This window comes from Citrobacter sp. Cpo071, from assembly GCF_030332765.1.
GTDB lineage: Bacteria > Pseudomonadota > Gammaproteobacteria > Enterobacterales > Enterobacteriaceae > Citrobacter > Citrobacter portucalensis.
This window is the reverse complement of sequence record NZ_JAOWHE010000079.1, coordinates 240,565-253,838: the sequence shown is the minus strand read 5'-3', so window position 1 is coordinate 253,838 and position 13,274 is coordinate 240,565. Positions and strand designations below refer to the sequence as shown.

The window sequence follows — 13,274 nt, the reverse complement described above, 5'->3', positions numbered from 1 at the left end:
GTTATCTTGTGATTAAATAAAATCACAACGATTATATTCAATCAAAATCAGATCACAAACGCGGCAGATCACAGTTTTTGAATGATTAATAAAAATCAAATAATCATTCGGATGAAAAAAAAGCCGGGTTTGTCTCACCCGGCTTCATTGATATCTGAAATATCTCAGGATTGATGCACAAATTCGCGGTATGCCGCCACAACCTGAAGAAAGTCCTCTACACCACAGAGCGAAAAACTTTCTTCGTCGTAGTAGCTCATCCCCTCTTCCATCTCATCGCCAGAGAACTCCAGCTGATTAGCGCGAACCATCACTTCTTCGCCATCCAGCCAGAGCGTGTATTCATGCCCTGCTCGCTGCCAGGAGCGCTCACTGCCCTTAACCGCACGCGCTGCCTGTTCCACTTCATCAAGTAAGGCCAGGTTTTCTTTCACTTCCTCATTAAACCAGTGCCCCACCACCTCGTGGCCCATGGACATACGCACTTTTACCACCCCGGTAATATCGCGCAGAAATTCGTAATCCATAATGTCTTCCTCTACTCCCGGCAATGCGCCAATACCGCATTGCGCCTTGCTGTAATTATCGCAGCAGCGCGGCAGAAAAAAAGCGTAGTGGGTATAAGGAATAGAAATAAAAATGCCCGGAGAAGCAGACTTCTCCGGGCATTGATGCGTTTTTACACAAAATGCTTTAGGGCATTACACCGCGGTCTGGAAAATCACACCATCGGCTTTCTCGGTGTACTGAGACAGCTGGTCGAAGTTCAGATAACGGTAAGTATCTACGGCCGTTTTATCTACCTGCGCCACATAGGTCTGGTACTCTTCCGCCGTCGGCAGTTTGCCGATCAGCGCCGCAACCGCCGCCAGCTCCGCAGAAGCCAGGTAGACGTTCGCTCCGGTACCTAAACGGTTCGGGAAGTTACGGGTAGAGGTCGACACCACCGTTGCGCCGTCGGCTACACGCGCCTGGTTACCCATGCACAGAGAGCAGCCTGGAATTTCGATACGCGCACCGCTCTTACCGAACACGCTGTAATAACCTTCTTCGGTCAGCTGTGCCGCATCCATACGGGTTGGCGGAGCCACCCACAGACGCGTTGGCAGTTGGCCTTTGTGCGCATCCAGCAGCTTACCAGCGGCACGGAAGTGGCCGATATTAGTCATGCAGGAACCGATGAACACTTCGTCGATCTTCTCGCCCTGTACGTCAGACAGCAGACGCGCATCGTCCGGATCGTTCGGTGCACACAGGATTGGCTCTTTGATATCCGCCAGATCGATGTCGATCACTGCCGCGTATTCTGCGTCAGCGTCGGCTTCCAGCAACTGCGGATCCGCCAGCCATTTTTCCATGCCCTGCACACGACGTTCCAGCGTACGGCGATCGCCGTAACCTTCTGCGATCATCCACTTCAGCAGAACGATGTTAGAGCTCAGATACTCAACGATCGGCTCTTTGTTCAGCTTGATGGTACAACCGGCAGCAGAACGTTCAGCGGAGGCGTCGGTCAATTCGAACGCCTGCTCTACTTTGAGATCCGGCAGACCTTCGATTTCAAGAATTCGGCCAGAGAAGATGTTCTTCTTACCTTTCTTCTCAACGGTCAGCAGACCCTGTTTGATCGCGTACAGCGGGATGGCGTGTACCAGATCGCGCAGGGTGATACCCGGTTGCATTTTGCCTTTGAAACGCACCAGAACGGATTCCGGCATATCCAGCGGCATCACGCCGGTCGCCGCAGCAAACGCCACCAGACCAGAACCTGCTGGGAAGGAGATCCCGATAGGGAAACGGGTATGGGAGTCACCACCGGTACCTACGGTATCCGGCAGCAGCATGCGGTTCAGCCAGGAGTGAATAACGCCGTCGCCCGGACGCAGCGACACACCGCCGCGGTTCATGATGAAGTCTGGCAGCGTGTGATGCGTGTTCACGTCAACCGGCTTCGGATACGCCGCAGTGTGGCAGAAGGACTGCATCACCAGGTCAGACGAGAAGCCCAGGCACGCCAGGTCTTTCAGTTCGTCACGGGTCATAGGGCCAGTGGTATCCTGAGAACCGACGGAGGTCATCTTCGGTTCGCAGTACGCGCCCGGACGGATGCCTTTCACGCCGCAGGCGCGGCCAACCATTTTCTGTGCCAGGGAGAAGCCACGGCTGCTTTCCGCCACGTCTTTCGCCTGACGGAATACGTCGCTGTGCGGCAGGCCCAGCGCTTCGCGCGCCTTGGTGGTCAGGCCACGACCGATGATCAGCGGGATACGGCCACCGGCGCGTACTTCGTCGATCAGGACTTCGGTTTTCAGCTCAAAGCTTGCCAGCAGCTCGCCGGTTTCGTGGTTGCGTACTTCGCCTTTGAACGGGTAAACATCAATCACGTCGCCCATGTTCATGTTCGACACGTCCACTTCAATCGGCAGTGCGCCCGCATCTTCCATGGTGTTGAAGAAGATAGGTGCAATTTTGCCGCCGAGGCACAGGCCGCCGCCGCGCTTGTTCGGCACATGAGGAATGTCGTCACCCATGAACCACAGCACGGAGTTGGTTGCGGATTTACGCGAAGAACCGGTACCGACAACATCACCCACATAAGCCAGCGGGTAACCTTTTTTCTGCAATTCTTCGATCTGTTTGATCGGGCCAACCACGCCAGGCTGATCCGGTTCGATACCTTCACGGGCGTTTTTCAGCATCGCCAGAGCGTGCAGAGGGATATCCGGGCGAGACCATGCATCCGGTGCCGGAGAAAGGTCATCGGTGTTGGTTTCACCCGTCACTTTAAAGACGGTAACGGTGATTTTTTCAGCCAGAGCTGGACGGTTCAGGAACCATTCGGCATCAGCCCAGGATTGCATTACCTGCTTCGCATATTCGTTGCCCGCTTTGGCTTTTTCTTCTACATCGTAGAAGTTATCGAACATCAGCAGCGTTGAAGAGAGCGCTTTGGCGGCAATCGGCGCCAGTTTTGCATCGTCCAGCGCGTCGATCAGCGGATGAATGTTGTAGCCACCCTGCATGGTGCCCAGCAGTTCAATGGCTTTTTCTGGGGTAACCAGCGGGGAGGTGGTGTCGCCTTTTGCGACAGCGGCGAGAAAACCAGCTTTAACATAAGCGGCTTCATCTACGCCAGGAGGAACGCGGTTGATCAACAGGTCTAACAGGAATTCTTCTTCGCCCACAGGCGGGGTCTTCAGCAGCTCGACAAGTGCAGCCATTTGGGTTGCGTCTAAAGGTTTTGGCACAATCCCCTGGGCAGCACGCTCAGCTACGTGCTTACGGTATTCTTCTAGCACGACGATATCTCCTCGCTCTCATTGTCATAATGCGGCGCTTTTGTAGATGGGCGATTCTCTTCACGCTCCTGTGAGACAGTAGTTAGTAGGGTAAATGCCCGGTACCGCATAAGGCACAATAACAGGATTTTCATTAAGTGTTAATCCGTTTACAAAAAAGCAACATAAAAAATTGGCTGAATCGTTAAGAATGGTATAGCGACAAGGTGAGGCGAAATTAAGTCAGCTTAAAATCGCCCATAAACGGTTAATTTTCAAGCGCGATCGGCTGAATATTCCAGCGATTTTTCCGCCATCACATATAATTGTGTAATAAATACTCACACTCTTTTTCCGGACGTATCTGGTGAATCAACCATAAAAGTCAAAACTGTCTAACACGGGTGAATAATACTCGCGGCAACAGGAACGCCTCACGGCACAGCGCTCGTCTCGTTGGAGTCATTTTATGAAGTTGCCCCTTAAGCCACATCTGCTTGTCCTTTTGTGCAGTGCCGGGCTGTTTGCCGCCTCTGGCGTGATGTTTGTTAAAAGTCGCACAACGGAGCCTGCTGCTCCGGCCCCCGTTGCGCAGCAGCCGTCAACACCGGCCCCAGCTCCCGTAGCGGCCCCCGCCCCGGTAGAGCAAACTGCACCCGCCGTGGCACCAACCTACTCAGCAGCACAAATCGATCAGTGGGTTGCACCTATCGCGCTCTATCCAGACTCGCTGCTGTCGCAAATTTTGATGGCCTCAACCTATCCGGCTAACGTCATCCAGGCCGCACAGTGGTCAAAAGACAATCCCAAAATGCAGGGCGATGCCGCCATTCAGGCCGTTGCCAGCCAGCCCTGGGATCCCAGCGTGAAATCGCTGGTCGCTTTTCCTCAGTTGATGTCACTGATGGGTGAAAATCCGCCGTGGGTACAAAGCCTGGGTGATGCTTTCCTCGCACAGCCGAAGGACGTCATGGATTCCGTTCAACGTCTGCGTGTACTGGCGCAACAAACCGGCGCGCTGCAATCAACACCGCAACAGACCGTCACCACCGTGACCAAAGCGGCACCAGCGAAAACCGCCACCAGCACGTCAACAACCAGCACTACCACCACGACAAGCCCTACTGTCATCAAGATTGAATCCGCCGATCCGCAGGTGGTGTACGTTCCAACCTATAACCCGAACACGGTTTACGGTACCTGGCCGAATACCGCCTATCCGCCAACCTATCTGCCACCAACGCCCGGTGAGCAATTTGGTAACAGCTTCGTCAATGGTTTAGGCTTCAGCCTTGGTGTCGCCACAACCTATGCCATCTTCAGCAACATCGACTGGGATGACGACGACGACCACCATCATAATGATGACTGGGATAACCATGGCGGCTATAACCGCAACGGTGATAACAACATCAACATTAACGTTGATAACTTCAATAAAATCAGTGGTCAGCGCCTGACAGATGCCAACCGTACCTGGCAGCATAACCCGGCCTACCGTGAGGGTGTGCCTTACCCAAATAGCCAGCTCAATAACCGCTTCCACTCCACTAACACGGCAACCGGGTTAAGTTCGACCCAGCAAAGACCGGTCAACCGTGATAGCCAGCGTCAGGCAGCCCTGAGCCAGATGGAAAAATCGACGGGGAAAACATTCCCGCAAACGGCGCGTACGGGCACGAGAGACGCCCAGCGTCAGGCATCGAATCAACAACTGAAGCAAATTTCCCAACGTAATAACTACCGCGGTTACGATACCAAACCGCAAACCGCGAAGCGGACGAGTACTCAGCAGCGGGAGAATCGCCAGGCAGTCGCCCAGCGACAGGAGAAACGGGTCACGCAACCGGCGCAGCAACGCAATGTACAACAGCGCAATCTTCAACAGCGAACCAGCCAGCCACGCGCCAATGCGCTGAGCGGTAACGACAGTCGCTCCGCCAACTGGCAGGCACAGCAACAGCGAGGTGCCCAGAGCCGGCAGTTCGCCCGTAATCAGCCATCGCGCCAGCCTTCTGGCGGGCGTGCTGAACACCGTGAATTCCGTCATCGTTAAGGGAACCGACATGAAAAATAAACTACTCAGTGGAATGGTGTTGTTCATGGTTTCGGCCACCGCGATGGCACAACAATCCTTCAGCACACCAGACCAGGCAACAGATGCACTGGCAAACGCTATCAGTGAGCAAAATGAAAGTGCAATGAGCAACCTGCTCGGGGAAAACTGGCGTGATTTTCTGCCGCCAGAAGGCGTCGATCCTGATGCGGTTGATCGCTTCCTGCGTGACTGGAAGGTACGCCATAGCACTGTCATCGACGGCAATACGGCGCATCTTGTGGTTGGGGACAGCGACTGGCAACTGCCAATCCCCGTCGTCAAAAACGCTTCAGGCTGGCAATTTGATATCAAGGAAGCGGCCGAAGAGATCCTGACCCGTGAGATTGGACGCAACGAACTTGCTGCCATCGAGGCGTTGCACGCCTACGTGGATGCTCAGCAGAGCTATTTTGCGATGAACCAGAAATACGCGCAAAAGATTGTCAGTTCTGAAGGGAAAAAGGATGGTCTGTACTGGCCTGTTTCGCCGGGCGAAGCGCCAAGCCCGCTTGGCCCAGCCTTCAGTCCACAGGAGCCGGGCATGGGCTATCACGGCTATCGGTTCCGGATCCTTCCCGATAAAACCAGCGGTTTTGCCATGGTAGCCTGGCCCGTTAGCTACGATCACACCGGCGTGATGAGTTTTATCATTAACGGTGAAGACAAAGTTTACCAGGCCGATCTCGGTGTTGAATCACAGCAGAAAGCGCAAGCGTTAACCACATTCCATCCGGATAAAAACTGGCAACCTGTAGCGCCCTGATACCGAGTCGGAAGGTTAGTAGGCCGGGTAAGGCATAGCCGCCCCCCGGCAACCCCAACAAATTAAATGCAGCAACTTTATCCGTTGTCACTTTAGCTTTGCTGCACATAGAGATTTGCAGGTCAGTAACCATGGTGTAGTTCACCTCTTCCACCATCGCATCCGCAGCCATGCCGATCAGCCCCGCCGCGATACCACCACCCAGCGTCGCACCAGAGGTGTTGCTGTTATAAGCGGTGGTTATCGCACCACAACCAGCCAGCGTCATTGCCCACACGCTCACGTCAGCGTGGATTTGTCTGACGTGAGCTCGGAGAGTTAATTCTGATGCGGCATTAATTCAGGATAACCTTTAAACGCCGGCTTAGTGCTGATAAGTGCTATTTCGTCAGCTCGAATGCTGCCAGAGTTTGTTGCCCATACACCTTCCTGTGTCTGGTTAATCTGCTGATGCTGCGCATTCAAATTTTGTCCCATTGCCGCAATATGTGTGCTTTCGGTACCACCGCTGTTGGTAGCCCATGGAATGACGGCATCCTGCGCCAGCGCCATGCCGGAAATAAACACGGTAGTTATTACTGCTGCTTTTAAAAAACGTTTCATCATTTCCCCTCCCAATTTATTATCACGCTATTAGTTTATAGGGTTATTAATTTCATCTAATGACAAGATAAGGTGATTTATTTCTTGTGAAACAGTATGTTGATTTGGAATGCTGATTTCATGCGGTTCGGGAGTTTGATGCAGTACGGTAAAAAACATTTTCTGGCAATTCGGCTAGTTACCTTAATCTTTGCCAGATCTTGACACTATTATGTAACAAATACATAAAAAAAGCGGCCATTCAGCCGCTTTTTATCATTTCGGAAAAATTACTTTTTCTTCGCTTTCGGGTTTGGCAGGTCGGTAATGCTACCTTCAAAGATTTCTGCCGCCAGGCCAACGGACTCGTGCAGAGTCGGGTGCGCGTGGATGGTCAGCGCGATATCTTCAGCGTCACAACCCATTTCGATCGCCAGACCGATTTCGCCCAGCAGCTCGCCGCCGTTGGTACCGACAATCGCACCACCGATAACACGGTGAGATTCTTTGTCGAAAATCAGTTTGGTCATACCGTCTGCGCAATCGGAAGCGATAGCACGGCCAGAAGCAGCCCACGGGAAGGTGGCGGTTTCGTAGCTGATACCTTTTTCTTTCGCTTCTTTCTCAGTCAGACCAACCCATGCAACTTCTGGTTCAGTGTATGCAATGGATGGGATAACTTTCGGATCGAAGTAGTGTTTCTTACCGGCGATAACTTCAGCGGCAACGTGACCTTCATGAACACCTTTGTGTGCCAGCATCGGCTGACCGACGATATCGCCGATAGCAAAGATGTGCGGCACGTTGGTGCGCAGCTGTTTGTCAACGCGGATGAAGCCACGGTCGTCAACTTCCACGCCAGCTTTGCCCGCGTCGAGGTTTTTACCGTTCGGTACACGACCGATAGCTACCAGCACAGCATCGTAACGCTGAGCTTCGGCAGGGGCTTTTTTGCCTTCCATGGAAACGTAGATACCGTCTTCTTTCGCTTCAACGGCGGTCACTTTGGTTTCCAGCATCAGGTTGAATTTCTTGCTGATACGCTTGGTGAAGACTTTAACCACGTCTTTGTCGGCAGCCGGGATAACCTGGTCGAACATTTCAACCACGTCGATCTCTGAACCCAGCGCATGGTACACGGTACCCATTTCCAGACCGATGATACCGCCGCCCATTACCAGCAGGCGCTTAGGAACAGTTTTCAGTTCCAGCGCATCGGTGGAATCCCACACGCGCGGATCTTCATGCGGAATAAACGGCAGTTCGATCGGACGGGAACCCGCCGCGATGATTGCGTTGTCGAAGTTGATCACGGTTTTGCCGTTTTCGCCTTCAACTTCCAGGGTGTTTGCCCCGGTAAATTTACCCAGACCGTTAACCACTTTCACTTTACGGCCTTTGGCCATACCCGCCAGACCGCCGGTCAGCTGAGTGATAACTTTTTCTTTCCAGGTACGAATCTTGTCGATATCGGTTTTCGGCTCGCCAAAAACGATACCGTGTTCAGCCAGCGCTTTGGCTTCTTCGATAACTTTTGCTACGTGCAGCAGCGCTTTAGAAGGGATACAGCCGACGTTCAGACAAACACCGCCAAGGGTGCTGTAACGTTCTACGATGACGGTCTCCAGACCTAAATCTGCGCAACGGAAGGCAGCAGAGTAACCTGCAGGGCCTGCCCCAAGTACCACGACCTGAGTTTTGATTTCAGTGCTCATCATGACCTCTTAATTTATACCCGTCGTCCAGCGGGTCGTTCTATCCGCCCGTATTTTACAAAATTGTTAACAATTTTGAAACAAAAAACGGCAACCGATTTGTCTTTCGCACAATAACCTCACTGACTTCATGAGATTACCAGAAAAAAGCCGGCCGTCGGGCCGGCTTTTTCGCTTACATCACCAGGCGGCGAATGTCAGACAGCATGTTGTTGATGATGGTGATAAAGCGCGCACCATCCGCACCGTCAATTACACGGTGGTCGAAGGAGAGCGAAATCGGCATCATCAGACGCGGCATAAACTCTTTACCGTTCCACACTGGCTCCATAGAGGACTTGGAGACACCGAGGATAGCCACTTCCGGCGCGTTCACAATCGGCGCGAAGTGGGTAGTACCCAGGCCACCGATGCTGGAGATGGTGAAGCAACCGCCCTGCATTTCGCCAGCGGTCAGCTTGCCATCACGCGCTTTCTTGGAGATCACGGTCAGTTCACGAGACAGCTCGGTAATGCTCTTCTTGTTCACGTCTTTGAAGACCGGAACAACCAGACCATTCGGAGTATCAACCGCTACACCGATGTTGATGTATTTCTTCAGGGTCAGGCGCTGACCGTCTTCAGACAGGGAGCTGTTGAAGCGCGGCATCTGTTCCAGAGCTGCGGCAACGGCTTTCATGATGAAGACTACTGGGGTGAATTTCACGTCCAGTTTACGTTTTTCAGCTTCGGCGTTCTGCTGTTTACGGAACGCTTCCAGATCGGTGATATCGGTCTTATCGAAGTGAGTAACGTGCGGGATCATCACCCAGTTACGGCTCAGGTTAGCACCAGAGATTTTCTGGATACGGCCCAGTTCCACTTCTTCGATTTCACCAAACTTGCTGAAGTCCACTTTCGGCCAAGGCAGCATGCCCGGGATACCGCCACCTGCTGCTGCAGTCGGAGCCGCTTCAGCACGCTTGATAGCGTCTTTCACGTAAGCCTGAACGTCTTCACGCAGGATACGACCTTTACGGCCAGAACCTTTCACTTTCGCCAGGTTCACACCGAATTCGCGCGCCAGGCGACGAATCAGCGGCGTTGCATGAACGTAAGCGTCGTTTTCAGCAAACTCAGATTTGCCTTCCGCTTTTGCGGCCGGAGCTGCGGCTTGCGCAGGCGCTGGTGCAGCGGCCGGAGCCGGAGCAGCTGCTTGTGCAGGAGCGGCTGCAGGTGCTGCGCCTTCGACTTCGAAGACCATAATCAGAGAACCGGTTTTAACTTTGTCGCCGGTGCTGATTTTGATTTCTTTCACGGTACCCGCGAACGGTGCCGGAACTTCCATCGACGCTTTATCGCCTTCAACGGTGATCAGTGACTGCTCAGCGGCAATTTTATCGCCCACTTTAACCATCACTTCAGTGACTTCAACTTCGTCACCACCGATATCCGGTACGTTAACTTCTTTCGAGCCGGAAGCAGCCGGAGCCGCCGCTGCTGCTGGAGCAGCAGCCTGAGCCGGTGCAGCAGCAGGCGCTGCGCCCGCCACTTCGAAGACCATAATCAGGGAACCGGTAGACACTTTGTCACCCGTGTTGATTTTGATCTCTTTAACGGTACCGGCGAACGGCGCCGGAACTTCCATAGAGGCTTTGTCACCTTCAACGGTGATCAGAGACTGTTCAGCCGCAACGGTGTCGCCCACTTTAACCATGATCTCGGTAACTTCTACTTCGTCGCCGCCGATGTCAGGTACGTGTACGTCTTTCGCCGCAGAGGCAGCAGGTGCTGCTGCCGGAGCTGCTTCTTTCTTCTCTTCTGCCTGAGCAGGTGCAGCTGCTGCTGCACCGTCGGCGGAATCGAAAATCATGATCAGTTTGCCGGTCTCAGTTTTGTCGCCAACAGAGACTTTGATCTCTTTAACGATACCCGCCTGAGGGGACGGAACTTCCATAGAGGCTTTGTCGCCTTCTACGGTGATCAGCGACTGTTCAGCTTCAACTTTGTCGCCTACTTTGACCAGGATCTCGGTGATTTCAACTTCATCAGCCCCGATGTCCGGTACATTGATTTCGATAGCCATTATTCTTTTACCTCTTACGCCAGACGCGGGTTAACTTTATCTGCATCGATGTTGAATTTGATGATTGCATCTGCAACCACTTTCTTATCGATTTCGCCACGTTTAGCCAGTTCGCCCAGGGCCGCTACAACCACGTAGGAAGCATCAACTTCGAAGTGGTGACGCAGGTTTTCACGGCTGTCAGAGCGACCGAAACCGTCAGTACCCAGTACGCGATAATCATCAGCCGGTACATAAGTACGAACCTGTTCGGCAAACAGTTTCATATAGTCAGTAGATGCTACTGCCGGAGCGTCGTTCATCACCTGAGCGATGTACGGAACGCGCGGAGTTTCCATCGGGTGCAGCATGTTCCAGCGCTCACAATCCTGGCCATCACGCGCCAGTTCAGTGAAGGAAGTTACGCTGTAAACGTCAGAGCCTACACCGTAGTCGTTCGCCAGAATCTGTGCTGCTTCACGCACGTGACGCAGGATAGAACCGGAGCCCAGCAGCTGAACTTTACCTTTCTTACCTTCGAGGGTTTCGAGTTTGTAGATACCTTTACGGATACCTTCCTCGGCACCTGCTGGCATTGCCGGCATGTGGTAGTTTTCGTTCAGCGTGGTGATGTAGTAGTAAACGTTCTCTTGTTTCTCACCGTACATACGCTCCAGACCATCGTGCATGATGACCGCAACTTCGTACGCGTAAGACGGATCGTAAGAGATACAGTTCGGGATAGTCAGAGACTGAATATGGCTGTGACCATCTTCGTGCTGCAGACCTTCGCCGTTCAGCGTAGTACGACCAGAAGTACCCCCTACCAGGAAGCCGCGAGCCTGTTGGTCGCCAGCCTGCCAGCACAGGTCGCCGATACGCTGGAACCCGAACATGGAGTAGTAGATGTAGAACGGGATCATCGGCAGATCGTTGGTGCTGTAAGAAGTCGCAGCAGCCAGCCAGGATGCGCCTGCACCCAGTTCGTTGATACCTTCCTGCAGGATCTGACCTTTCTCGTCTTCTTTATAGTAAGCAACCTGCTCACGGTCCTGCGGGGTGTACTGCTGACCGTTCGGGCTGTAGATACCAATCTGACGGAACAGACCTTCCATACCGAAAGTACGCGCTTCGTCAGCGATGATCGGAACCAGACGATCTTTGATCGACTTGTTCTTCAGCATCACGTTCAGGGCACGAACGAAAGCGATAGTGGTGGAGATTTCTTTGTTCTGCTCTTCCAGCAGCGCACCGAAGTCTTCCAGAGCTGGCAGTTCCAGCTTCTCGGTGAAGTTCGGCTGACGAGCAGGCAGGTAGCCGTGCAGTTTCTGACGCTGAGCGTGCAGATAAGTGTGCTCTTCAGAACCTTCCGGGAAGGTGATGTAAGACAGGTTTTCAACCTGCTCGTCGGTCACAGGAACGTTGAAACGGTCGCGGATATAACGCACGCCGTCCATGTTCATTTTCTTAACCTGGTGAGCGATGTTTTTACCTTCAGCAGTGTCACCCATGCCGTAACCTTTGATGGTATGGGCCAGGATTACAGTTGCTCTGCCTTTGGTTTCCTGCGCTTTTTTCAGTGCAGCGTAGACTTTCTTCGGATCGTGACCACCACGGTTCAGAGCCCAAATCTGCTCGTCAGTCCAGTCAGCAACCAGTGCTGCGGTTTCCGGGTATTTACCGAAGAAGTGCTCACGTACGTATGCGCCATCTTTGGATTTGAAGGTCTGGTAGTCGCCGTCAACGGTTTCGTTCATCAGCTGGATCAGTTTACCGCTGGTGTCTTTACGCAGCAGCTCATCCCAACGACCGCCCCACATGACTTTGATAACGTTCCAGCCAGCGCCCGCGAAGATGCCTTCCAGTTCGTTAACAATCTTGCCGTTACCGGTTACCGGGCCGTCAAGACGCTGCAGGTTACAGTTGATAACAAAGACCAGGTTGTCCAGTTTTTCACGGGTCGCGATGGTGATCGCACCTTTAGATTCTGGCTCATCCATCTCGCCGTCGCCCAGGAAGGCGTAAACGGTCTGTTTAGAGGTATCTTTCAGGCCACGGTGTTCCAGATATTTCAGGAATTTAGCCTGGTAGATAGCACCGATTGGGCCCAGACCCATAGATACGGTCGGGAACTGCCAGAATTCTGGCATCAGTTTCGGGTGCGGGTAGGAAGACAGGCCTTTGCCATGTACTTCCTGACGGAAGTTGTTCATCTGCTCTTCAGTCAGACGACCTTCCAGGAATGCGCGTGCGTAGATGCCCGGAGAGATGTGACCCTGGAAGTACACCAGATCGCCGCCATCTTGCTCGTTGCGTGCGCGGAAGAAGTGGTTGAAGCAAACATCATATACCGTTGCGGAGGACTGGAAGGATGCCATGTGGCCACCCAGCTCGAGGTCCTTTTTAGACGCGCGCAGTACGGTCATGATGGCGTTCCAGCGGATAGCAGAACGAATACGACGTTCCAGCTCCAGATTGCCCGGGTATTCCGGTTCATCTTCAACGGCAATAGTGTTTACATAATTGCTGGCCCCTGCACCTGCCGCTACTTTCACGCCGCCTTTGCGAGCTTCTGAAAGCAGTTGGTCGATCAGATACTGAGCACGCTCAACACCTTCTTCACGGATGACCGATTCGATCGCCTGTAGCCAGTCGCGAGTTTCGATCGGATCCACGTCATTTGGGAAACGTTCTGACATGGGGGTATTCCTTATCTATCTAATACGTTGAGTTATCTGGAACCTGTCCCATTACGTTCTCGCCAGAGAGCGTAATAAGACAGGTTCTGCGTTTA

Annotated in this window: 8 protein-coding genes and 1 pseudogene; 2 read left to right on the top strand and 7 right to left on the bottom strand. The window is 53.1% G+C overall.

The annotated features are described in order from the left end of the window. Positions 1-164 precede the first annotated feature (164 nt). Together yacL and acnB are read right to left on the bottom strand one after the other, a co-directional pair. The gene (gene yacL / locus OGY09_RS11650) at positions 165-527 is read right to left on the bottom strand and encodes a protein YacL (RefSeq protein WP_020996227.1); all 363 of its coding nucleotides are present in this window, start codon (positions 525-527) and stop codon (positions 165-167) included. A 174-nt stretch (positions 528-701) separates the two neighbouring features. Beyond that, complete coding sequence (gene acnB, locus OGY09_RS11645; RefSeq protein ID WP_008786215.1) at positions 702-3,299, bottom strand: bifunctional aconitate hydratase 2/2-methylisocitrate dehydratase; 2,598 nt, start codon at positions 3,297-3,299, stop codon at positions 702-704. Positions 3,300-3,747: 448 nt separating this feature from the next. Here acnB and OGY09_RS11640 point away from each other — a divergent pair, with 448 nt between their 5' ends. Both OGY09_RS11640 and OGY09_RS11635 read left to right on the top strand, forming a co-directional pair. After that, positions 3,748-5,334, top strand: coding sequence for a DUF3300 domain-containing protein (locus OGY09_RS11640; RefSeq protein WP_032942378.1), 1,587 nt, complete (start codon positions 3,748-3,750; stop codon positions 5,332-5,334). Between the two features lie 10 nt (positions 5,335-5,344). Beyond that, complete coding sequence (locus OGY09_RS11635; RefSeq protein ID WP_032942377.1) at positions 5,345-6,139, top strand: DUF2950 family protein; 795 nt, start codon at positions 5,345-5,347, stop codon at positions 6,137-6,139. A 67-nt stretch (positions 6,140-6,206) separates the two neighbouring features. Here OGY09_RS11635 and traT read toward each other — a convergent pair. The 5 genes and pseudogenes from traT to aceE form a co-directional block, all read right to left on the bottom strand. Next, positions 6,207-6,398 (bottom strand): annotated as a pseudogene (traT, locus tag OGY09_RS11630) (complement resistance protein TraT); the annotation flags it as partial. A 59-nt stretch (positions 6,399-6,457) separates the two neighbouring features. Beyond that, the gene (locus OGY09_RS11625; RefSeq protein ID WP_032942376.1) at positions 6,458-6,742 is read right to left on the bottom strand and encodes a hypothetical protein; all 285 of its coding nucleotides are present in this window, start codon (positions 6,740-6,742) and stop codon (positions 6,458-6,460) included. Positions 6,743-7,011: 269 nt separating this feature from the next. Then, a complete protein-coding gene (gene lpdA, locus OGY09_RS11620) occupies positions 7,012-8,436 on the bottom strand; it encodes a dihydrolipoyl dehydrogenase (protein ID WP_003829486.1) in 1,425 nt (474 codons plus the stop codon). A 175-nt stretch (positions 8,437-8,611) separates the two neighbouring features. After that, the gene (aceF, locus tag OGY09_RS11615) at positions 8,612-10,501 is read right to left on the bottom strand and encodes a pyruvate dehydrogenase complex dihydrolipoyllysine-residue acetyltransferase (RefSeq protein WP_032942375.1); all 1,890 of its coding nucleotides are present in this window, start codon (positions 10,499-10,501) and stop codon (positions 8,612-8,614) included. 14 nt (positions 10,502-10,515) lie between these two features. Further along, positions 10,516-13,179 carry a pyruvate dehydrogenase (acetyl-transferring), homodimeric type gene (gene aceE, locus OGY09_RS11610; RefSeq protein ID WP_032942374.1) on the bottom strand — a complete coding sequence of 888 codons (2,664 nt, stop codon included), beginning with the start codon at positions 13,177-13,179 and terminating at the stop codon, positions 10,516-10,518. Positions 13,180-13,274: the final 95 nt, after the last annotated feature.

Bases quoted from the DNA above. Each gene is read 5' to 3' on its own strand.
- OGY09_RS11635 (WP_032942377.1), top strand. From the start codon at position 5,345: ATGAAAAATAAACTACTCAGTGGAATGGTGTTGTTCATGGTTTCGGCC.
- OGY09_RS11640 (WP_032942378.1), top strand. From the start codon at position 3,748: ATGAAGTTGCCCCTTAAGCCACATCTGCTTGTCCTTTTGTGCAGTGCC.
- aceE (WP_032942374.1), bottom strand. From the start codon at position 13,179: ATGTCAGAACGTTTCCCAAATGACGTGGATCCGATCGAAACTCGCGAC.
- yacL (WP_020996227.1), bottom strand. From the start codon at position 527: ATGGATTACGAATTTCTGCGCGATATTACCGGGGTGGTAAAAGTGCGT.
- lpdA (WP_003829486.1), bottom strand. From the start codon at position 8,436: ATGAGCACTGAAATCAAAACTCAGGTCGTGGTACTTGGGGCAGGCCCT.
- OGY09_RS11625 (WP_032942376.1), bottom strand. From the start codon at position 6,742: ATGAAACGTTTTTTAAAAGCAGCAGTAATAACTACCGTGTTTATTTCC.
- aceF (WP_032942375.1), bottom strand. From the start codon at position 10,501: ATGGCTATCGAAATCAATGTACCGGACATCGGGGCTGATGAAGTTGAA.